Source organism: Cognatundibacterium luofuense (genome assembly GCF_018139685.1).
Classification (GTDB): Bacteria; Pseudomonadota; Gammaproteobacteria; order Burkholderiales; family Burkholderiaceae_D; genus Undibacterium; species Undibacterium luofuense.
Window position 1 is genome coordinate 227522 of the sequence record NZ_JAGSPN010000006.1, and the last position, 22768, is coordinate 250289.

The 22768-nt window shown below is 52.6% G+C and carries 17 protein-coding genes; 9 read left to right on the forward strand and 8 right to left on the reverse strand.

What is annotated here, in order from left to right; all coding sequences use genetic code 11:
• Positions 1 to 18: 18 nt before the first annotated feature.
• From KDM89_RS10405 to glyQ, 5 genes are all read right to left on the reverse strand, one after another.
• Positions 19 to 1002 carry a M48 family metallopeptidase gene (locus tag KDM89_RS10405; RefSeq protein ID WP_212687861.1) on the reverse strand — a complete coding sequence of 328 codons (984 nt, stop codon included), beginning with the start codon at positions 1000 to 1002 and terminating at the stop codon, positions 19 to 21.
• A gap of 126 nt (positions 1003 to 1128) precedes the next feature.
• Positions 1129 to 1878: a lysophospholipid acyltransferase family protein gene (locus tag KDM89_RS10410; protein ID WP_212687862.1), complete on the reverse strand. Its 750-nt coding sequence runs from the start codon at positions 1876 to 1878 to the stop codon at positions 1129 to 1131.
• A gap of 24 nt (positions 1879 to 1902) precedes the next feature.
• Complete coding sequence (gene gmhB / locus KDM89_RS10415) at positions 1903 to 2460, reverse strand: D-glycero-beta-D-manno-heptose 1,7-bisphosphate 7-phosphatase (protein ID WP_212687863.1); 558 nt, start codon at positions 2458 to 2460, stop codon at positions 1903 to 1905.
• A gap of 23 nt (positions 2461 to 2483) precedes the next feature.
• Positions 2484 to 4568, reverse strand: coding sequence for a glycine--tRNA ligase subunit beta (glyS, locus tag KDM89_RS10420; RefSeq protein WP_212687864.1), 2085 nt, complete (start codon positions 4566 to 4568; stop codon positions 2484 to 2486).
• 42 nt (positions 4569 to 4610) lie between these two features.
• Entirely contained in the window at positions 4611 to 5555 is a 945-nt protein-coding gene (glyQ, locus tag KDM89_RS10425) for a glycine--tRNA ligase subunit alpha (RefSeq protein ID WP_212687865.1), read from the reverse strand.
• 325 nt (positions 5556 to 5880) lie between these two features.
• Between glyQ and KDM89_RS10430 the strand changes: the two genes are divergently transcribed.
• The 6 genes from KDM89_RS10430 (at position 5881) to KDM89_RS10455 (ending at position 13989) form a co-directional block, all read left to right on the forward strand.
• Positions 5881 to 8322: a putative bifunctional diguanylate cyclase/phosphodiesterase gene (locus tag KDM89_RS10430; protein ID WP_212687866.1), complete on the forward strand. Its 2442-nt coding sequence runs from the start codon at positions 5881 to 5883 to the stop codon at positions 8320 to 8322.
• Between the two features lie 3 nt (positions 8323 to 8325).
• Entirely contained in the window at positions 8326 to 8553 is a 228-nt protein-coding gene (locus KDM89_RS10435; protein WP_212687867.1) for a hypothetical protein, read from the forward strand.
• Positions 8543 to 9205 carry a 3'-5' exonuclease gene (locus KDM89_RS10440; RefSeq protein ID WP_212687868.1) on the forward strand — a complete coding sequence of 221 codons (663 nt, stop codon included), beginning with the start codon at positions 8543 to 8545 and terminating at the stop codon, positions 9203 to 9205. Before KDM89_RS10435 ends, KDM89_RS10440 begins: the two co-directional genes overlap by 11 nt.
• A gap of 51 nt (positions 9206 to 9256) precedes the next feature.
• Complete coding sequence (locus KDM89_RS10445; RefSeq protein WP_212687869.1) at positions 9257 to 10018, forward strand: hypothetical protein; 762 nt, start codon at positions 9257 to 9259, stop codon at positions 10016 to 10018.
• A 55-nt stretch (positions 10019 to 10073) separates the two neighbouring features.
• The gene (locus KDM89_RS10450) at positions 10074 to 13316 is read left to right on the forward strand and encodes a S9 family peptidase (RefSeq protein ID WP_212687870.1); all 3243 of its coding nucleotides are present in this window, start codon (positions 10074 to 10076) and stop codon (positions 13314 to 13316) included.
• A 64-nt stretch (positions 13317 to 13380) separates the two neighbouring features.
• Positions 13381 to 13989, forward strand: coding sequence for a YkgJ family cysteine cluster protein (locus KDM89_RS10455; RefSeq protein WP_212687871.1), 609 nt, complete (start codon positions 13381 to 13383; stop codon positions 13987 to 13989).
• Here KDM89_RS10455 and KDM89_RS10460 read toward each other — a convergent pair.
• Positions 13926 to 14489: a GNAT family N-acetyltransferase gene (locus tag KDM89_RS10460; RefSeq protein WP_212687872.1), complete on the reverse strand. Its 564-nt coding sequence runs from the start codon at positions 14487 to 14489 to the stop codon at positions 13926 to 13928. The genes KDM89_RS10455 and KDM89_RS10460 overlap by 64 nt on opposite strands.
• A 493-nt stretch (positions 14490 to 14982) precedes the next feature.
• On the opposite strand from KDM89_RS10460, the gene KDM89_RS10465 reads away from it, so the two are divergent.
• Complete coding sequence (locus tag KDM89_RS10465; RefSeq protein ID WP_329604653.1) at positions 14983 to 15939, forward strand: GTP pyrophosphokinase; 957 nt, start codon at positions 14983 to 14985, stop codon at positions 15937 to 15939.
• A 278-nt stretch (positions 15940 to 16217) separates the two neighbouring features.
• Here the strand turns inward: KDM89_RS10465 and KDM89_RS10470 are convergent, their stop codons facing one another.
• Positions 16218 to 17249 carry a Leu/Phe/Val dehydrogenase gene (locus KDM89_RS10470; protein WP_212687873.1) on the reverse strand — a complete coding sequence of 344 codons (1032 nt, stop codon included), beginning with the start codon at positions 17247 to 17249 and terminating at the stop codon, positions 16218 to 16220.
• A gap of 233 nt (positions 17250 to 17482) precedes the next feature.
• Complete coding sequence (locus tag KDM89_RS10475) at positions 17483 to 18082, reverse strand: dienelactone hydrolase family protein (RefSeq protein ID WP_212687874.1); 600 nt, start codon at positions 18080 to 18082, stop codon at positions 17483 to 17485.
• A gap of 233 nt (positions 18083 to 18315) precedes the next feature.
• Between KDM89_RS10475 and KDM89_RS10480 the strand changes: the two genes are divergently transcribed.
• Together KDM89_RS10480 and KDM89_RS10485 are read left to right on the forward strand one after the other, a co-directional pair.
• Positions 18316 to 19476 carry an efflux RND transporter periplasmic adaptor subunit gene (locus tag KDM89_RS10480; RefSeq protein ID WP_212687875.1) on the forward strand — a complete coding sequence of 387 codons (1161 nt, stop codon included), beginning with the start codon at positions 18316 to 18318 and terminating at the stop codon, positions 19474 to 19476.
• 2 nt (positions 19477 to 19478) lie between these two features.
• Positions 19479 to 22676, forward strand: coding sequence for an efflux RND transporter permease subunit (locus tag KDM89_RS10485; RefSeq protein ID WP_212687876.1), 3198 nt, complete (start codon positions 19479 to 19481; stop codon positions 22674 to 22676).
• The last annotated feature ends 92 nt before the right edge of the window (positions 22677 to 22768 follow it).

The following is a 22768-nucleotide window of genomic DNA, read 5'->3' on the forward strand; positions in this document are numbered from 1 at the left end:
GATTAAACAAAGCCGCTGCTACAGCGGCAGGGAAGAAATCGGGTATTGCTGTAATTGTTTGCGCACATTCCGGTAATCCGGATAAATCGCCTCCACCTGCGCCCAGAAACGCGGACTGTGATTCATTTCGCGGCGGTGCGCCAGTTCATGCGCCACCACATAATCCATCATGGTTTCCGGCAAAAAGATTAACCGCCAGTTCAGCCGGATATCGCCTTGCGTGGTGCAGGAACCCCAGCGCGTGCGGGCGGATGACAGACTGACCTGACGCACCGTCACGCCCAGCCGTAACGCGAAGTCTGCGATTTTTTGTTCAAAGATCTGCAGCGCTTGTTGCTTCAGCCAGCCTTCCACCAGCATTCTGATCCTGCCTTCATCGCTTTGTACCGTTGCCGGTAACTCCAGCCGTTGCGCACCGGCCAGACCTATCCGTTTGCGGGCCGGATCAAATCCCAGTTGCAGCGCAGACCCCATGAAGGGCAGCGAGGCGCCGTCAGACCACTGTTGCACGCTGCGCTGGCGTGCGGACGGACGATTTTGTTGTTCCTGTATCTTATTCCGTATCCAGCGCTGCTTCGCGATGATCGCTTCTTCGACGGTGGAGATGGTCACCCGGTGCGGTGCGGTGATATGCAACTGACTGTCGCGGACAGACAGCCCGATCGAACGCCGGCTGCTGCGCGATAAAGTATACGAAATCATCTGATCGCCGCAGCGACAATGGCGCAGACGTACATCCGGTTTGATAGCATCAGAACCTGTATCCGGCGCAGGCTTCTGTACGGCAGGAGGATTTACAGGCGGAGCAGACGAAACGGGTGAAACCGGAAGCGTCGGCAGGATAAGCGGAGTGACAGGAACAGAAGCAGGAGCTGCTTCCTGAACAAGCGGATTGGCAGTGTTTCCGCGGGTTTTTATCTGCGCCGGTGTGACCAGATCGCTGAATAAATCCAGCTGCAGTGCTAATTGCAGGGCGCGGTCAAAAACCTGGGAAACGGGCATGAAGGCTTGGCTGTTTGTGCGGACAAACGCCAACTTTACAGGATTTTTTGTTTATCTGCAGAGCCAGCGGCACTGGATGCAAGTGATTCCGGTCTGTCAGATGGCAGACCGGAACGCAGGAAAAACTCAGGCAGCGGCTTTGTCGCGATAGACATCCGGAGAAATAACGCGCATTTCAGATTCAATCCAGCTTTCGACTTCCTGCATCAGCTCACCTGCATCTTTACCTTCACTGGAAATCGGTTTGCCGATCGAGACGATGACTTTGCCCGGATGCTTGATGAAACTGTTTTTCGGCCAGAACTCACCGGAATTCAGTGCCACCGGAATCACCGGTGCTTTGGTTGCTACCGCAAGGCGGGTTCCGCCCATTTTGTAGCTGCCTTTTTTACCGACAGGAATACGGGTACCTTCCGGAAACATCACAATCCACTGACCATCAGCCAGACGACGTGTGCCGTGACGCACGACGTGGTTGAACGCATCTTTGCCTTTGCTGCGGTCAATCGGAATCATACGCAGCAAAGCAATCGCCCAGCCGAAAAACGGCAAATACAGGATTTCTTTCTTAAACACGAATACCAGCGGACGTGGTGTGACGGTCATCAGGAAAATGGTTTCCCATGCAGACTGGTGTTTTGCAAGCAGAATTGCCGGGCTGTCCGGGAAATTTTCTTTGCCGCGCACTTCGTATTCAATACCGCAAATTACACGTGCCGCAAAAATGATGAAGCGGTTCCACATCGCGGTGATTTTGTAGCGCTGAACATAGGGCAGAAACGCAAAGCACATACTGACCGGCGCCCAGATCACGGTCGCTGTGATCATCACCAGTAAGAAAATCAGTGAACGGATAAATAAAAAAATACGATACATAAAGTCCCCATACTTGCCGGTGGTTTATTCACCGGACAGGCTGTTGTTGTGCTCGAGTAAATGATCGACGACGCTGGCGAGATCCGCAAAAACGCCGGTGCCTGGTGGCAGGCCTCCTTTTTCCAGCGTTTTCTTGCCTTTTCCGGTTTGCACCAGATACGGGCGGCAACCGGCGACAAAGCCGGCTTGTAAATCCCGCAGCGAATCGCCGACGGTGGGTACACCTTTCAGACTGACATCGTAACGACGGGCAATCTCATGAAACATACCGGCGCGTGGTTTGCGGCAGTCGCAGTTATCGTCTGCCATGTGCGGACAATAAAATACGGCGTCTATCGTCGCACCTGCTTGTTGCGCCAGCTGATGCATCTTCTGATGGATGGCATTCAGCGTGGTCATATCAAACAGACGGCGTCCGACACCGGACTGATTGGTGGCCACCACCACGGTATAGCCCGCCTGATTCAGACGGGCAATTGCTTGCAGTGATCCGGAAACCGGCACCCATTCTTCCGGTGATTTGATGAAGGCATCGGAATCATGATTGATGACACCATCGCGATCTAAAATAATCAGTTTCATCGGTGCTCTCCCGGACGTTTGCATCAGGCCGCCAGTTTAGAAATGTCCGCTACCTGATTCAGCATGCGGTGCAGGCTGGCCAGCAGTGACAGACGGTTCAGACGCAGTGCAGGATCTTCTGCATTGACCATCACATCCGCAAAGAACTGATCAACTTCCGGACGAATCGCCGCCATGGCTTTCAGCGCCTGTGTGAAATCGGAACCGGCAAACGCAGCATCCACTTGCGGACGAATCTTTTCAACCGCTTGTGCCAGGGCACTTTCCGCTGCTTCAGTCAGCAATGCCGTGTTGACTTCGCCCGGTGTGATATCTGATTTTTTCAGGATATTGGTGATCCGTTTATTGGCAGCAGCCAGCGCTTCCGCTTCCGGCAAACCGGCAAACACTTTCACCGCTTCCAGGCGTTCATTCAGATCCGCCAGCTGATCCGGCGTCTGCGCAACAACTGCTTCGACTTCATTCTGTGCAAAACCGCGTTCACGCAACTGACCACGCAGACGGTCGTACAGGAAGTTCAGAATATCCACGCGGTTGTCGGTGAACTGTGCATTACCGGCAAACAGTGCCACAGCCTGATCCAGCAGCGTGTTCAGGGATAGTGGCAGGCGTTTTTCCAGCAGCATACGCAGGATACCCAGCGCATGACGGCGCAATGCGAACGGATCGCGGTCACCGGTTGGTTGCAGGCCGATGCCCCAGATACCGACTAAAGTTTCCAGTTTGTCTGCCAGCGCAACGATGGTGCCGGTGGTGGTGGCAGGCAGTGTATCACCGGCAAAGCGCGGCTGATAATGTTCTGCCGCAGCAGCAGCGACTTCTTCATGCTCACCGTCATGGCGCGCATAGTAAGCACCCATGATGCCCTGCAGTTCAGGGAACTCACCGACCATATCGGTCAGCAGATCGGTTTTTGCCAGCAAGGCTGCGCGTTCAGCCAGTGCCACATCGGCCTGCAGGCTGGTGGCAATCTTGCCTGCCAGCTGACGCACACGTTCAGTACGTTCTGCCTGTGTCCCCAGTTTGTTGTGATACACAACGCTGGCCAGTTGCGGCAGGCGGGATTCCAGGGTTTTCTTTTTATCCTGTTCGAAGAAGAATTTCGCATCGGATAAACGCGGACGGACGACACGTTCGTTACCGCCGATAATATGTTCCGGCGTGCTGGTTTCCAGATTCGATACGATCAGGAAGCGGGAACGCAGTTTGCCGTTGCTGTCGGTCAGTGCAAAGTATTTCTGATTGGTTTGCATGGTCAGAATCAGGCATTCCTGCGGAACGGACAGGAATTCCTGTTCAAATTCGCAAGCGTAGACTACCGGCCATTCCACCAGCGCACTGACTTCATCCAGCAGCGATTCCGGCATCAGTACCAGATCGTCGCCTGCAGTTTCCAGCAGTGCAGTGCGGATGCGTTCTTTGCGTTCCGCAAAGCTCGCAATGACTTTACCCTGCTCACGCAGTGCATCAGCATAAACGGAGGCGTTGCTCAGGCTGATCTGACCCGGTGCGAGGAAGCGGTGGCCTTCGGTGATGCGATCGCTTTGCAGACCCAGCAGCGACAGCGGTACGATCTGCTCGTCCAGCAGCGCAGTCAGACGGTGAACCGGACGTACGAAATGTACGGTGTGACCATCCGGACGCTGATAGCTCATCACTTTCGGAATCGGCAGCTTGGCAATCGCTTCTTCCAGTGTTGCCTGCAAGGCTGGCGCCAGCGCAGAGCCCGGTGCGGTATAGCTGTAAAAGAAGGCTTCAGTTTTGCCATCCTGTGCGCGTTCCAGCTGTGCCAGTGTCACATCCGGGAAACCCATTGCGGCCAGTTTCTTCGCCAGTGGCGCGGAAGGATTGCCTTCTTTGTCCAGCGCTACATTCACCGGTAAAACTTTTTCGCGCATCGCTTTATCCGGCGATACAGCGCGTACACCTTTGATGCTGACTGCCAGACGGCGCGGAGAAGCAAAGCTGTCAACGCTGAAATCTTCGTCCAGAAAATCGCGGGTTTTCAGGCCTGCCACCATTGCAGCAGAAAAGGCTTCACCCAGTTTCGCCAGCGCTTTCGGCGGCAGTTCTTCCGTAAATAATTCAACTAATAATGTCTGATTCATATTGATGTCCTGATGACTTGCTGTGCAAGTACGATTCTGAATTTAAGCCTCAGTGCTGACCGGTGCCGGTTTGTGCGGATCATTTTCTGCGCACATCGGGAAACCCAGCGCTTCGCGGGATGCGTAGTAAGCCGCAGCAACAGCACGTGACAAATTGCGGATACGGCCGATATAGGCAGCACGTTCGGTGACGGAAATCGCACCGCGCGCATCCAGCATATTGAAAGTGTGTGCTGCTTTCAGAATCATTTCGTAGGCAGGCAGTGCCAGCGATTTTTCGGTGACAGCCAGCAGGCGTTTTGCTTCTGCTTCGTAATTGGTGAACAGGGAAAACAGGAATTCGGTATTCGAGTATTCAAAGTTGAAGGTCGATTGTTCGACTTCGTTCTGATGGAAGACGTCGCCGTAACGCAGGCGCACGGTCTGACCATTTTCTTCTCGTTCAGTCCAGATCAGGTCATACACGTTTTCCACGCCCTGCAGATACATCGCCAGACGCTCCAGACCATAGGTGATTTCACCCAGAATCGGTTTGCAGTCCAGACCGCCGACTTGCTGGAAGTAAGTGAACTGAGTCACTTCCATACCGTTCAGCCAGACTTCCCAGCCCAGACCCCATGCGCCCAGGGTCGGGTTTTCCCAGTCATCTTCAACGAAGCGGATATCGTTTTGTTTCAGGTCCAGGCCCAGCGCCTGCAGCGAACCCAGATACAGTTCCAGAATATTTTCCGGTGCCGGTTTCAGCACAACCTGATACTGGTAATAGTGTTGCAGACGGTTCGGGTTTTCACCGTAACGGCCATCTTTCGGACGGCGCGAAGGTTGTACATAGGCTGCACGCCATGGTTCAGGACCGATAGCACGCAGGAAAGTGCCGGTGTGCGATGTCCCTGCGCCCACTTCCATATCGTACGGTTGCAACAGGGCGCAGCCTTGCTTGTCCCAGTATTCTTGTAACTTGAGGATAATTTGTTGAAATGTGAGCATCGTTTGATCTGCCTGATACGCCCCGTCCGGGGCTGAGTTAATGTTCGTGAAACCCTTGATTTTACCCCAGAAACAGCGGGTTTCAGCGGTTCCGGACTCAGTGGAGCACGCTTTTACGCTGCACTGCCGCACGGCTTGTCGCATCTGCCGCGCTGCATCCTCTGAACTGGTTGCCACAGACGTGGTCAGAAGGTATAAATTCTGACGCCCTGCATGATGAAAATGATAAGTTCACACGGAAATGCTGTATATCCGGTGAAAAACGGGCGTATAACAAACAATAAACCAGAAAAAACCGGCACAGCCGGAGGGAGACTACCAGCGCATGGAACCGAACCAACCGCAAGGCAGCGATATCCGCGAGCATCCAGTGTGTGTCTGGGTGGCCCAGCTCGGGCAGTTTTTGCAACTGAATGCGGAAGAGACAGACCGACAGACGGTGGCCAGCCATTTGTTGCAACTGATCGTTGCGATGCCGGGTGTGCAGGAAGCCAGAATCTGCTGGCAGGATGCGACCGGCGCGGGTGAAATCGGTTCGGTCAGCGCCGGTGATGGCGACACGCCACCGCTGACTGTGCGCTACAAAGGAGATGACGGATTCAGTCTGCTGCTGCACTTACGTGCACATCCGCTGATGCATGCCACCCTTGAGTGCTGGCTGCAGGGCATGTTGCCGGTGGCTGCCGGTCTGATGGCGGGTGCAAAAGCAGATGAAGATGCCGCATTGTTCGCCGCACTGACAGCACAAAGCCCTTTTTCCGTGCTGATACTGAATGCTGCAGGCGAACTGATTTACGCCAATCAGGCATACGCGATCAGCAGCGGCTACTGTCCGGACGATCAGCGTGGTCAGCCAGTGTTATGGCGTTCAGGAGATGGCTTTGATAATCGCTTGCGCGGTCAGTTACTGGCGCTGAAGGAAGGTGAATGCTGGGAAGGAGAAATTCTCACCAGACGTGCTGACGGCCGTCATGTCTGGGAGCAGCAAACGGTCAGTGTACTGACGCGTCAGGGTGTTGTGACGCATCTGATTGCGATACGCCGGACGCTCAGTCATGCGCAGCGTCAGTTACGTGAAGTCGAGCAAGCCTTGTTGCTGCGTGAACAGGCGCTGGTATCCAGCAGTAACGGCATTATGATTACCCGCAGTGACGCAAGCGATCACTCCATTGTGTATGTGAATCCGGCATTCGAAAAAATCACCGGCTACAGCGCAGATGAAGTGATTGGCCGTGAAGGGCGTTTTCTGGTGCGCGACGATCTGCAGCAGCCCGATCTTGAAGAGATTCGTACCGCTTTGCGTGAGAAGCGTGCTGGCACTGCGCTGTTACGCAATTACCGTAAAGACGGAACCCAGTTCTGGAATGAATTACACATCTCACCGGTGAAAGATGCGCAGGGCGCTGTCACCACCCATTTTGTCAGTGTGATTAATGATGTCAGCGAGCGTGTGCGTTATCAGAAAGAGCTGGAGTATCAGGCCACGCATGACAGCCTGACCGGACTTGCCAATCGCAGCTTACTGAATGACAGGATTGCGCAGGCGATTGCCTGGGCGAAGCGCAGTGGTTTATTTGCCGGTGTGCTGTTGCTGGATCTGGATCACTTTAAACTGATTAACGATGCATCCGGTCACGGTGCCGGTGATGAAATGCTGCGTCAGGTCGCAGCGCGTCTGACGCAATGTGTGCGCGATACCGATACGGTTGCCCGTCTCGGCGGCGATGAGTTTGTCGTCGTGCTGACAGATCTGGCGGACACCGCAGATATTGATGTGGTGGCAGAAAAAATTCTGCAGACGCTGGCACGGCCTATCGACATTCAGGGACAGGAAATATTTGTCACCGCCAGCATCGGCACATCGGTTTATCCGCGCGATGGTGATCACGGCGAAATCCTGTTACGTTACGCCGATATTGCGATGTACCGCGTTAAAGAGCATGGCCGTAACAGCGTGCGTCAGTTTATTCCTGAAATGGGACAAAACGCGATCAGTCGTCTGAATATGGAAGCCGCCATGCGTCGCGGTCTGGAGCAGAATGAGTTCCTGCTGCACTTTCAGCCTAAGATCGATTTAACGTCGCGCAAGGTGGTCGGTGCGGAAGCGCTGATTCGCTGGCAACATCCGCAAATCGGGCTGATTCATCCGGTCGAATTTATCGGTATTGCGGAAGAGAGCGGTTTAATTATTCAGCTTGGCGAATGGGTGTTGCGCCGCGCGTGTGAACAGCAGGTGCGCTGGCGTGAGGCCGGACTGGCATCGCTGCAAATCGCGGTGAATATGTCATCGCGGCAATTCCGTCAGGATGATCTGGCCAGTAAAGTTGCGCAGATTATTCTTGATACCGGCATTGATCCTGCGCGACTGACACTGGAGCTGACGGAAAGCATGGTGATGCAGGATCTGAACAGCACGCTGGCAACCCTGCGCTCTTTGAAAAATCTCGGTGTCTCGATTTCGCTGGACGATTTCGGCACCGGTTATTCCAGCTTATCGTATCTGCGCCGCTTCCCGATTGATGAACTGAAAATTGATAAATCCTTTATCAATGATATTCACACCAATCCTGATGATGCAGCAATAGCCAGCGCGGTGATCGCGATGAGCCTGAGTCTGGGATTGGATGTGGTAGCGGAAGGTATAGAAAATGCAGAGCAGGCTGCACAATTGCGGGAAATGAAGTGTCATCAGGGGCAGGGCTATTATTTCTCACGCCCGGTGGATGCGGAACAGTTTGCGGCATTTGTCAGGCGACAGGAGGGGTGAGTTATGCCGGTACTCGAATGGCAGAAAATCAGTGAAGAAGCACTGGCACGCTTACTCAGCGATGCCGAGCTGAAAAGTTCGGCAGCCGTGGGTAACGGCACCTTATATCAGCTGCAACACGAAGGGCAGGATCAGATCGTGATCAGTTTGCCCGCTGGCGAAGTGGTTCTGATCAGGCATGCAGCAATCAATACAAAAGGAAGAAGGAAAGTGGATATTCATGAGGGGTGAGCGTCAGCAAGTGCAGATGCAGGATGCTGTGAGCACGGACGGCGCGGAAAAAACAGCAGTCGCAGCGGAGCCGGTTTTGCCATTGTTTCCGGGTTTGGCAGCATCGCATATTCATGTGATTACCGGTGCGGATCAGGCAGAACAGGCAGCGCAGGATTTATTGCAACAGGCAGTCATTGGTTTTGATACAGAAACACGTCCGGTATTTCAGCGCGGTGTGCAGCATACCGGGCCGCATTTAATTCAACTGGCAACGGAAACGGATGCATATCTGATTCCGGTAAAAGACCAGAATGATCCGGCGATCGTTGACATGCTGGCGCAGGTGCTCGCACATCCTGACATCATCAAAGCCGGGTTCGGCTTGTCCGATGATTTACGTTCGGTACGTCGCAAACTCGGTATCAGTGTGGAAAATGCGCTGGATTTAGCGCGCTTGCTCCGGGAGCGCAAGCAATCCGAAGTCGGTGCAAAGAAAGCCAGTGCGGTGTATCTGGGCGTTGACTTGCCGAAATCGAAACGGATCTCAACCTCTGACTGGTCACAGTTTCCACTGAGTGAAAAACAAATACAGTATGCCGTGAATGATGCGCTGAGCGCTTTACGAATTTATCTGAGCTGGAAGCGGGATGGCCGTAAGCCTGTGCGCTGAACTCTGGCCGGAATTTTTTGTCCAACCAGTCTGTTTTGGAAAATGATGAATATGTATCAACTCTGGAGAATATCGGGACTGGCTTTCGTATCGCTGTCTTGCGGTCTTGCCAGCGCCGATAGCCTGACCGATCTGAAATCAGCGCTCGGGCGCTATCCCGGCACCACAATGCTGAAAGCAACGGTGGAAGCGAAAGTCCTCAATCGTAACGGCGAAGGAAAAGATCAGGAAGAAATTAACGGCAGCGCCAGTCTGACGGTGGAGGACGGCCCGCGCGGTTTACAAATGCATTTCGGGCGGGAGACTTTGCAGCGTGTTGAACAGGAAGAGCGCGCCAAAGAAAAAGACAGTAAAGCCCGCTCACCGGTCAGTGTGGCGATGCGTGAACTGGGCGTTTCTGACTTGCGCACGATGACTTCGTCTGCGCCGCAAATCAGCCGGCGACTTGAAAAAGCGGTACTGCGCAGTGAGCGACCGGACGTACTGAACGGAAAAAATGTGCGTGTGCTGAACTTTGAGATTCCGATCGATAAGCTCAGTGAGAAAGATAAAAAGTATATTAAGAAATACGACGGAACGCTGGAAGTCTGGATCGACAATGATGGTACGCCATTACAGATGAAGGCAACCGAAGTGATGTCTGGTCGTGCTTTTGTAGTAATCAGTTTTGAAGCCAGAGATGAAGAACAGCTGACCTTCAGTGTTGCCGGAGACCGTCTGGTGGTGCTGAAAAAAGAGCGTCGTACCAGCAGCTCCGGTGCCGGTGAGCGTGCAGATAGTCGAGTGAATAAATCTTTACAAATTTTATCCTGAGTTTTCAGGGGGAGTCGCAGTCTGACCGACTGCTTTTTTGGGGAAATTAGGTCTTATGAATACCACTACATCCTTTTCCGGATGGCGTTCTGCCTGTGCTGCAGCGCTGCTGATTGGCCTGCTGGCCGGTAACTGGACACCGGAAGCGCATGCGCGCAGTCTGGCAGCAGAAGCCAGCATTGCCGCGCCAGTGCCTTCGACAGCAAAAAAAGTGATCACCCATGATGTGTATGCGAACTGGCGCTCGGTGCAGGGCACTGTGGTGTCGCGTGATGGTCAGTGGGCCGCATGGGCGCAGTCTTCACCGGATGCCGATGGTGAACTGGTGGTGCGTAACCTGAATGATCAGCGCGAAATCCGTGTGCCGCGCGGCGAAAAGCCGGTATTCAGTCAGGAAGGTAAGTTTGTCGCGTTCAGCGTGCGCCCGCTGAAAGCAGATCTGGATAAAGCGCGTAAAGAAAAGAAAAAGCCGGAAGACAGCCCGAAAGCCGGAGCAGGTTTGCTGAATCTGGCGACAGGTAAAACTGAATTGCTGGAGCGCGTCAAACAATTCTCATGGCCGCAGGAAGGTCCGGCCATACTGGCAGTGCTGATGGATGCGCCGGAAGCGAAGAAAGAAGAAAAGAAACCGGAAGCAGCCAAAGATGAAGACGACGATCAGGCACGTCCGGCCGCAGCGGCTGCCGCAGCCGGTGCGCGTAAAAAAGATGCCGGTAACGAATTTATCCTGTGGCATGCAGCCGATGGCAAGCGCGAAAAATATCAGGATGTAACGGATTTCGCATGGGCGAAAAACGGTGGTCTGCTGGCGCTGAATGTCAAAACAACGCCGAAAGAAGCACCGAAAGACGCGGCGAAAGAAGCGAAGAAAGACGATAAAAACGTCAAAGCAGAAGCGACGTCAGATGCGAAACCGGTAGCAGAAAGCACTGCACCAAAAGCCGCAGAAGCAAGCCGTGACGGCGTCTGGATCATCGTGCCGGGCAGCGCGGCCGTGCAGGTATTCAAAGGCGCTGGCGTAACGAAGCATCTGGTTGCCGATGAAAAAGGAACGCAGATTGCCTTCCTGAGCAGCCGTGAAGATTTCCAGCGTAAGCAGGCGGAAAAAGCCGCAAAGAAAGCTGAAAAATCTGAGAAATCCGATAAACCTGCAGATGCCGCAGCGGAAAAAGAAGACCCTGCCGTGTTCGATTTGTATCACTGGCAGCGCGACAGCAAAACCGATGCAGTGATTGCAGTGAATGCCGCTACCGCTGGTATGCCTGCAGGCTGGGGCGTCAGCGAATTTGCTGAGCCGGGTTTCAGTGAAGACGGTGCACGTCTGTTCTTTGGCACCGCCGCTTTACCGAAAGCAGAACCGAAAGATGCGCCGGAACCAGTGAAAGTGGATCTGTGGCACTGGAAAGATCCTGAGCTGCAATCGGTACAAAAAATCCGTGCGGAAAAAGATAAGCAAAAAAATTATCGCGCTGTTTTCCATCTGGCGGATAAACGTTTTGTACAGTTAGGTAATGCGGAAATTCCATCGGTACTGGTCAATGAAAACGCCGCTTATGCACTGGGTGTCAGCGATGTACCTTACAAGCAGCTGATGTCATGGGATGGTTCTTATCGTGATTATTATGCGATTGATCTCAAAACCGGTCAGTCGAAAAAGCTGGCGGAAAAACAGCGCGCTTTCCCGAGCTTATCGCCATCCGGCCAGTATGTGCTTGGCTTTGATGTCAATACCTATCAGTGGAATGCATGGCGTACCAGCGATGGTCAGCGTATTGACCTGACCAGCAAAACCCGCGCCCGCTTCCAGGATCATGAACATGACACACCGGAGCCACGCTCTGCTTATGGCTATGCAGGCTGGACAGCGAATGACCGCAGTGTGGTTTTGTATGACCGTTATGACCTGTGGGAAATCGAACCGCAAACCGGCAAAGCAGTGAATCTGACAGCCGGTGCCGGACATAAAGCGCAAACCCGTTTGCGTTATGTAAATCTGGAAAATAACCGTAATGAGCCGATGGATGATGGCCCGGTAGTGGACAGCAAAGCTTTGCCAGCAATGCCGTGGATGCTGTCTGCGCTTGCAGATAAAGATTTATCCACCGGTTTGTACCAGCTGACCACAGCCGGAAAAGAACCGCGTAAGCTGGTGCAGGATGCACACTTGTACAGCAGCCTGATCAAAGCGAAAAATGCAGATCGTGTTTTGTTCGCACGTCAGTCGTTCACAGAATTCCCGAATCTGTGGAGCACCGATCTGAATCTGAATACACCGAAACAGATTTCTGATGTGAATCCGCAGCAGAAAGACTATAACTGGGGTACGCAGGAACTGATCGAATACACCACAACCGACGGTCGTAAACTGCGCGCATTGCTGGCGAAACCGGAGAATTTCGATCCGGCGAAGAAGTACCCTATGATGGTCTACATCTATGAAAAGATGACGGACAATCTGCATTTGCATGTGCCGCCTGGCCCAAGCCAGAACATTAACGTCACCCGTTACCTGAGTAATGGCTATGTTGTACTGCGACCTGACATCACATACACCACCGGTCATCCGGGTCAGAACGCGCTGAAAGCGGTGACCGGTGCGGTGAATAAAGTGGTAGGCATGGGCTTCGTTGATGCGAAACGTATCGGTATTCAGGGACACAGCTGGGGTGCGTATCAGATCAATTATCTGATCACGCAAACCAATATGTTCCGCGCAGCCGAAGCCGGTGCATCGATGGCGAATATGACCAGTGGTTACGGTGGTATCCGCTGGGGGGCTGGTGTCAGCCGTGCCTTCCAGTATGAAACCGGCCAGAGCCGCATGGGTGGCACACCGTGGAATAAGACGAAAGAATATATTGAGAATTCGCCGCTGTTCCATATCGACAAAGTGCAGACACCGTGGCTGACCAAGCACAATGATGAAGACGATGCAGTGCCGTGGTATCAGGCGATTGAATTTTTCACTGCCTTGCGCCGTCTGAATAAGGAAGCTTACTGGTTCAACTACAACGGTGAAAAACATGGCTTGCGTGACCGTGAAAACGTTAAGCATTACACCGTGCACATGGCAGAATTTTTCGATCACTTCCTGCTCGGAAAACCGCGTCCGGAATGGATGGAGAAACCGATTCCGTATCTGGAACGCGGCAAACGTGATGTGACACCGTTGTTTAAACCGGCGCTGAAAAAAGCCAGTGATCCGACGGTGGAAAAAGCTGCCGCAAATGCCACATCAAGTACTGCAACAACATTAGCAGAAAAAGCAGCAGCAACAACGCAAAAAGCGGCAGAATAAAGCAGCACGCCGCACGCAGTAATAATCGCCAGCCTGTGCTGGCGATTTTTTTTGAGGAAATACGATGAGCAATCAGATCAGCGCACAGGAACAGCAAATGCTGCAACAAGGCATACAAGCGGTTGCCGCCCATTTGCAGCAAAAGATGCATGCCGGAGCAGACAGCATCAGCGTGATTCGCTTTGTACATCAGCAACTGGATCAGATTGCCGATGCACCGGGGCCGCAAGGCATGACGCTGGCCTGCGCTGCCGGTTGCGACCATTGCTGTCGTCAGTTAAAACAAATTGAAATCAGTGAAGCGGAAGCGGATCTGATGCTCAGCGTTTTCACAGAACCTGCGCAACAACAGGCTTTACTGCAACGCCTGCAGCAAAGTACGGGCGCAGCAGCGCATCAGCCTTGCGTGATGCTGGAACAGGGGCGGTGTTCTGTGTATGCGGTGCGCCCCGGTGTTTGCCGTAAAGCGCATTCGTATGATGCAGCAGCCTGTGCCGCACTGAGTGAAGATGTACCGCAGAATCTGGAGCGGGTGCTGCGTTCAGAAGCAATGCTGCTGGGCTTGCGCGCCGTGCTGACACCGGCGCAAAGCAGCGTTGCACCGGTGAATCAGGCGTTGCTGGCAGCCGCCGCCAGAGCAGGCTGGTTCAGCGCCGACGCCAGCCAGTCCTGACGGTGGATCACATAGGTATCCACGTCCATTTCATACCAGCGTTCCAGCCCGCGATACTGCATGCCGAGTTTTTTCATCACATGCGATGAGGCATGATTGGCAGGATCGCAAATCGCAGTCAGCAATTCACCCTGCAAAGTATGGAACGCAAAGTTCGCCATGCAGATCGCTGCTTCAGTCGCCAGACCCTTGCTCCACTGATCTTTGCGCAAACGCCAGCCGATTTCCAGCGGCTGCGCCGGATCACGGTTTAAATGCTGTATGCAACCCGCACCAGCCAGCTGACCGCTGTCTCTGTCTATCCACGCCCACCACGAATACCCTAACCGCTGCCACGCCCCCTGAATGCGTTCGATACCGGCCAGCGTGTCAGCCTCCGTATCCGGCTTACCGGTGATGTAACGCATTACCTCCGCATCGCTGTTCATCGCACGCAAACCGTCAAAGTGCGCCATGCTGATCGGTTCCAGACGCAGTCTGGCCGTGTGCAGTATCGTCATATTACGGCTCCTGAAATGGGGAAACACAGACTGCGCAGCGTAATCAGAAGATGCTGAAAAGTAAAGTTGTTCGCGGACGGGAGCTCATAAGCGGCTCAGAAGCACCGAAAATGTCTCAAATGCGGAGTTCAGCATAGCGATCCGGCGGTCGTCGGCAGAAAGTCTGGTTGTCCGGAAATGGTGGATGCGGATTCTGGCACAGAGAAGATTGTGCTATGTCGGCAAGCACCAGCTTGAGCTTAACAATGTGCACTAAGCAGTGCTCCAGTTTCTGAGAAATGAAAGGAAAGATGGAGTAACGTCGTCAGAGTATATTAAAAAGCAATGATTTGTTTTTTAGGATGTATACTATATTTTTTGATAAAAATGCGGAGTGTATATGTCGTCTTTGGAATTTGATATCGAGAAATCTATTTTTCGGGATTTTCACACGTCAAACCATAAATTGCTTGAGGATGCAAAAGATTAATTTATAGCGCTTATAAATGCTCTGTTGATTCATGCTGGTTCCATAGCAATTTCAAAAATTGAAGGACGAGTAAAAGATCGGGAAGAATGCATTAAAAAATTTAGTCGAAAATATCTTACGACACTTGAATCAAATGGTACCCAATATGCTATTCGTGATTATATTACTGACCTCATTGGTTTGCGAGTTGTGTGTCTTTATGAAGACGATATAGAAAGAGTTGAAAAATGCCTCGCTGAGCATTTTTATGTAATTGAAAAAACGAACAAAATTGCACAGATAGAAAATACTGAGGGGTCTTTTGGTTATAAGGGCCTCCATCTCGATTTGCAACTTAGTGAGCATAGAAAGAATATGCCGGAGTATGTCAAATATGCCGAATTTAGGTTCGAAATTCAGATACGAACAATCATTCAAGATTCGTGGAGTGTCCTGGATCATAAAATAAAGTACAAAAAATCAATTCCAACGAGACTTAAAAGACGTATCAATACGCTAGCAGCATTATTTGAACTTGCAGATAGAGAGTTTCGAGAGATTAGAGACTCGACAGTTGATGAGATCAAGAAAGAGCAAAATTCAGGTGAATTGCTTGATAATGAGAAAAGTGAAAATCAAGATAAGTCAGAAAGTGAAAAAAATAACCAATCTGTATTAAATGCTTTTAGCTTTTTGAGAATTGCTAAGCATTTCTTTAATGATTTTGAATTTGAGGCTCACAAAGTTGATGGTTTTGCACAGGAAATAATTGGCTTGGAGCCTGAAATTAGTAGGGGGAGATTTAACGCATACATTCGAGATAATATCTCAAAGGTTAAGCGTTACCAAGAGTATTTTGAGAATTCAAATCCAAACGATAGGCTTAATCCTTATACACTTATAAGGCACTGTTTATTCAATAGTGATAAAAGAAAATTTGATAGCATTTTAACAAATGCTGCCAAGGAGAATTTTTTGAATTGGTTAAATGAAAATCAATGAGAAGTGAAATTATTTAATTTTTAATAAATAATGGAATTGGGTGGCTATGTGTTAATAGCGATTCATGATTTTACGGAATTCCGTTGATTGAGTCGTGTGTGGTGTTGTGCGAAATCAGATTTCTTTTGATGAATGCTATGGTATTTCTTTAATTCTCGCGGATTAATTCTAATTAAACCTCCAAACAAAAATGCCGTTCCACTCTGAGGCGGAACGGCATTCTTTTGCACGGTTTGCAGAACTGATCCGGCATTACCGGATCAGCAAACTGGCGGGAATTACTTGCGGAAGCGGGCTTCTGCTACCTGATCGGCAACGACGCTGGTTGGCAGGTTATCTGCGTCAGCGCGCTGGAATACTTCGGTCAGGGTGTCGGCGATGCGGCGTACATGGGCGTCCATGCCGTCTTCCGGTGTGTTCATGTATTCGTAGCAGACTTTGATAATGCCGCCGGCGTTGATCACGAAGTCCGGTGCGTACAGAATGCCTTGTTCACGGCAAGCGATACCCATGTCCGGTGTGGACAACTGGTTATTCGCTGCACCAGCGATGATTTTCGCTTTCAGACGTTTCAGAGTGTCCGGATTGACAGTTGCGCCCAGTGCGCATGGTGCGTAGATGTCAGCCTGTACGTCGTAGATTGCATCAGTACCGACGATTTCTGCGCCCAGTTCTTCTTTGGCACGTTTCAGTGCGCCTTCATCGATATCGGAAACGATCAGTTTTGCACCGGCTTCTTTCAGGCGGCGTGCATAGTCGTAGCCAACGTGACCCAGACCTTGCAGTGCAACGACCAGACCTTCGAGGCTGTCGCGGCCCAGTTTGTGTTTTACCGCAGCTTGTGCACCAACGAAACAACCCAGCGCAGTGAACGGAGACGGATCACCGCGATCGCCCAGACCGGCAACGTATTTGGTTTTGCCTGCAACATTCGCCATATCAGCAGGGCTGGTACCGACGTCTTCTGCCGTGATGTAACGGCCACCCAGACGTTCCAGTGCTTCGCCCAGTGCTTCAAACAGTGCAGGAGTTTTATCGGTTTTCGGATTACCGATAATCACGCTCTTACCGCCGCCGATAGGCAGGCCGGCAACGGCGTTTTTGTAAGTCATACCGCGCGACAGGCGCAGTACGTCGCGTACTGCTTCGGCTTCGGTCGCGTAGTTCCACATACGGCAACCACCCATGGCTGGGCCGAGGTTGGTGTTGTGAACGGCGATAATGGCTTTCAGGCCGGACTTGGCTTCAGACGCAAAAACGACTTGTTCGTGATTGTCAAAATTGATTTCGTTAAATACAAAAGCGGTCATGCTTATGGCTCCGCGTGGAAGAACTGAACCGGAATGCCGGATAAGGCGGGCTCATCTGTCCACAAAAAGTGAATGAAAAAAAGGTAATTAAGCGACTTCTGATGCTGAAAACGGGTGTCCCGGCATGCGGGTTGATGCCTGACCGGGGCGGGCGGTGATTGTGTCACGCGGGGCAGAGTATAAAGCGAAGCCCCTGTCAGGGGCAAATGCGGATGCTGCGTAGTGCAGCAAATTTATGCAGCGTCGTCGAGTGCGGGCTGGTGAATCAGCTGATGTAATTCCTGCAGGAAACGATCCTGAGTTTTGACGCAGGAACCGGCGGAGTACACATTCATAAAACCGTGGCTGGTGCCGCGTATCAATTCAGCCTGATGGCCGCGTTTATATAAGTCCGCCACCAGTTCTGCCGGTTTGAAAGCGACTTCCTGTTCCGCAAACACTAAACGGGTCGGGCAGACCGGCCGCACATTGCGCGCATCACGGATACGCGAGCCATAAAACAACACTGCCTGTTGTATACCTGCAAATTCAGTATGGGCAGATGCCATCCAGACGGCACTGGCTCCGGCACTGAAAGCAATGATGTAACGCAGGCTGGATTGATAGCGTTGCTGGATATCGCGCACTTTGCGTGCATAGGCGGCAACACCACCGTTGACCACAAAGCTTTGATAGGCATCTGGTTCGGTATCGAAATGAAAACCGGCTTCATCGAATGGCGACACGATGACCGCTTGCACATTCAGCGTGCGCAGCATTGCATCCACCGCCGGTGTGTGTCCGAAGACATCGGTGACCAGCATGACAACAGGGGCAAGTGCTTCAGCAGACATCCGTACTAACAACCATTACAAAGAAAGGTCGCGAAGGGTACAAGAGTTTGCGCTCACTGGCAAGTAGTTGCCCTAAAGGCGCGTTGACATATGGCAGAAATGCAAACGATACTTGCAGGAATTTGCCGGATTTAACGACAAATGGAACTAGTCTGGGCGAAATTTGTCTCAGCCCGTTTGTATTTTCCCCGCCTTACCCCGGCTTCGCAGCTGTTTTTACCGGAGAAATTCTTATGTTACGACCTGGTCTGTTGTTAGTGATGATTGCGCTGATGTTGTCGGCCTGTTCCAAAGGCGATAAAGCTGCTGAAGATAAAAACGCCAGCGCAAGTGCCAGCGCGCAGGCGGCGAAAGCACTGCAAGTCACGCCGGAAGATTTGTATACCGTCAAAACCAGTGCCCAGACATCCGGCCCTGTGGTGACGGGAACCATACAACCAGAGCGTAAAGCAGATCTGCGTGCAGAAATCAGCTCGGTGGTATTGCAAGTGCTGAAAGAAAACGGCGATCCGGTTAAACGCGGCGATTTGCTGGTGCGTCTGGATGACACGGCGATCCGCGACAGCCTGCGTTCGGCAGAAGAAGCGGAACGTGCTTCCGGCCAGAGTTTTGATCAGGCGGAACGTCAGTTGCAGCGCTATAAAACTCTGCGCGCTTCCGGTATGGCATCGGCGCAGCAATTAGAAGATGCAGAAGTGCGTCGCAATAATGCGCAAAGTGATCTGGTTGCTGCGAAGGCACGTACCGTACAGGCACGTCAGCAATTGCAGCGCACGGAAATCCGCGCACCGTTTGATGGCGTGGTCAGCGAACGTAAAGTGTCTGCCGGTGATACCGCTGCAATCGGTAAGGAAATGCTGAAAGTGATTGATCCGGCCAGTATGCGTCTGGAAGGACTGATCTCTGCTGACCGCGTGGCCCAAGTGAAAGCCGGTCAGGATGTGAGTTTCCGTATCAATGGTTATGGCGGACAGACCTTCACCGGCAAGGTGAAGCGTGTGGATACCAGCGCCAATGCAACCACACGCCAGCTGGCGGTGCTGATTGGTTTTACCGATGGTCAGGCGCCGGGCATCGCCGGTTTGTATGCGGAAGGCACGATTGCTTCCAGCAGCCGCGAAGTACTGGCGATTGAAAGTTCGGCACTGGTACGTGAAGGCGACAAAACTTTTGCATGGCAAATGAAAAGCGGCCTGCTGAAGAAAGTGCAATTGCAACTGGGCGAGCGCGATCAGCGTACCGGTGACTACGCTATTGTCAGCGGTCTGGCAGTCGGTGATCAGGTGATCCGCACCCCGATTTCCACCTTAAAAGATGGTCAGGCAGCGACTCTGGTACCGTCTGCGAAAGCGAATACTGCAGCAGTACCGGCTTCTGCAACAGCAGGGAAATAATCATGTTCCTTTCCGATTTCAGTATTAAACGTCCGGTGGCGATGATTGTGATCATCATCGCGCTGATGGCATTTGGTTTGCTGGCGCTGAAAAAACTGAAGGTCAATCAGATTCCGGATGTTGAGCAGCCGCTGCTGGTGGTGAATGTGCCGTATCCGGGCGCATCGCCGGAAACGGTTGAGCGCGAAATCATTAACCGGATTGAAAAATCGCTGCAAAGCATTTCCGGTGTTGACCGCCTGACTTCCACTGCCAGTGAAGGCAACGCCAGCATTCTGATTTTCTTTAACTTCAAGAAAAACATGGTGGAAGCGGCGGACGAGGTACGCAATTCGATTGCGGCGGTTCGCTATAAATTACCTGTGGAAATGCGCGAGCCGGTACTGCAGCGGATTGATCCGTCGGCGCAACCGATTATGCAGCTGGCTTTATCTGCCAGTAAGCAAACCCATGCGGAAATTTCGCGGATTGCGGAAGATGAATTGTCGGATAAGTTCCGCGGCATTGACGGCGTAGCGACAGTCACGGTCAACGGTTCGCTGAAGCGTGAACTCAGCATCCTGATCAGTTCGCAGAAACTGCGCGAATTCAATGTCTCTGTGGCAGAAGTGGTGGCGGCAGTACGGGCACAAAACACCACGGCGCCGGTCGGTAAAGTCAAGGGTGAGTTGCGTGAACAGAATATTCGTCTGATCGGCCGCATCGGTTCACCGGCGGAATTTCAGTCCATCGTGATTAAGCGTCGTGGCAATGAAATCGTGCGTCTGGCGCAAGTTGCGGAAATTCAGGATGGCTTTGCTGAGCTTGGCGGTTACAGCATGCGCAACGGCAATCCTAACGTCGGTATTTCGATTACCCGTTCGCGCGATGCAAGTACGGTGTCGGTGGCGAAAAAAGTGCGTGAACTGGTGGCTGAAATCAATAAGTCACTGCCACAGGGAACCAAACTGGAAGTGACGCAGGATGGCGGTAAGGATGCGGAAAGCAGTCTGAACAACGTGATCGAGTCGCTGATCTTCGGTGCGGTACTGACGATTTTTGTGGTGTATGTATTCCTGAACAGCTGGCGCTCCACGCTGATTACCGCGCTGAGTCTGCCAACGTCCGTGATTGCCGCGTTTATCGCAATCTGGTTGTGCGGCTTCACGCTGAACTTCATGACGCTGCTGGGCTTATCGCTGGCGATTGGTGTGCTGATCGATGATGCAATTGTGGTGCGTGAAAATATTGTGCGCCATATGGAGATGGGCAAAGACCGTCGCACTGCTGCATCTGAAGGAACGCAGGAAATCGGTCTGGCCGTGGCTGCAACCACATTCTCGATTGTGGCAGTGTTTATTCCGGTGGCGTTTATGCCGGGCGTGTCTGGTGAGTGGTTCCGTCCGTTTGCGCTGACTGTGGCGACTTCGGTGCTGGTCAGTCTGTTTATTTCCTTCACACTGGACCCGATGCTGTCTGCGTACTGGGGTGATCCTCCGGGACATCATCATGCGCCGAAAAAAGGGATCAGCCTGCTGCTCAGCCGCTTCAATGACTGGTTCGATCATCAGGCCGACCGTTATGGCCGCGTGATTGCATGGGCCTTACATCACCGTAAATCGATGGGTGCCATTGCCGTGGTGTCGCTGGTCGGCGCGCTGGTATTGCATGCTTACAAGGGCGGTTCTTCCTTCCTGCCATCGGCGGACAACGGCACGATTTTCGTCGATATCCGTACGCCGCCGAGTTCCAGTCTGGAATATGCGCGTCTGAAAGTAGCGAAAGCAGCCGAGCTGGCACAAACCCTGCCGGAAGCGAAAGCGACTAATGCGACGGTGAATATCAACGGTGGCCGCGTCTATGTGGATATCGGCAAGAGTACTCAGCGTAAGCGTTCTGCACAGGAAGTGGCGGTTGAACTGCGTCAGCGTGTCAGTAGCTTAATCGGTGCGGAATATGTGGTGCAGGATGACCTGAATAACGGCGGCGGCAAGCCGGTGCAGATTCAGTTCTCCGGCCCGGATGCGCGACGCTTGCTGGAACTGACCAATGAATTCATGGATAAGCTGCGTCAGGTACCGGGTGCGGTGGATATCGGTTTGTCGGAACAGGCGCCGAAAGATGAATTGCAGATCGAGTTAGACCGTGGTCTGGCGAATAATCTGGGCATTTCTGCCAATGATGCCGCGCAGGCTTTGCGCGTGGCATTCGCCGGCGTGGAAGTCGGTGACTGGGTGGATCCGACCGGAGAAACCCGCGATGTGGCGGTGCGTCTGCAACCTTCTGACCGCGTCAGCCTGACCAATATCGAATCTCTGCCAGTCACCGTGACCGGCAGCGACAGACTGGTACCGCTGGAACAAATCGCGCGTATCACAATGGGTAAAGGCCCGTCGCAGATTCAGCACTATGACGGCAAACGTATGGTGTCGGTATCTGCCAATGCGCAGGGCCGCTCTGCCGGTGAAGTGACTGCGGATGCGCTGAAAATTGCAAAAGCGATGAACTTCCCGGCCGGTTATGCGCTGGAGCTGGGCGGTGCGGCGCGTAATCAGAAAGAGTTGTTCACCGAAATGCTGATCGCGCTGGTCATGGGTATCGGCCTGATGTATCTGATTCTGGTCATGCAATTCGGCTCATTCACTGCGCCGATGCCGGTGATGGTATCGCTGCCGCTGAGTCTGATCGGTGTGGTACTGGCGCTGATTCTGACCAAGGGTACGCTGAACCTGATGAGCTTTATCGGCATCATCATGCTGATGGGGCTGGTCGCGAAAAATGCGATTCTGTTGCTGGATTGCGCACGCGAACTGGAACGGGAAGGCATGGACCGTGAAGATGCGCTGATGATGGCGGGCCGCAAGCGTCTGCGTCCGATTCTGATGACGACATTCGCGCTGATTGCAGGTATGCTGCCGGTCGCGCTGGGGCTGGGTGAGGGCGGTGAGTTCTATCGTCCGCTGGCGATTGCGATTATCGGCGGTACCATCACTTCCACACTGCTGACCTTGCTGGTCGTACCGACGTTCTACGATGGCGTGGAAATTGCGCGTGACCGCATGGTTGCTAAATTCCATCGTCGCGAACAACGCTGGAATACCGGTGTGGCCTTTGTGCTGACCGGACTGGAAGTACTGGCAACGCTGACTTTACTGCGTTTCCTGTGGCGTTTGCCACGCACTGTTTTCAGAGCGGTGACCGGTCGCAAACAGGCATCCTGAAAGACAAACCGGCTGTAGGGGCAGCCGGTTTGATGTAACGCCGGACTGCTTCGCGCAGTCACGGAAAAAATAAAATGTTTAACTCGGAGAGA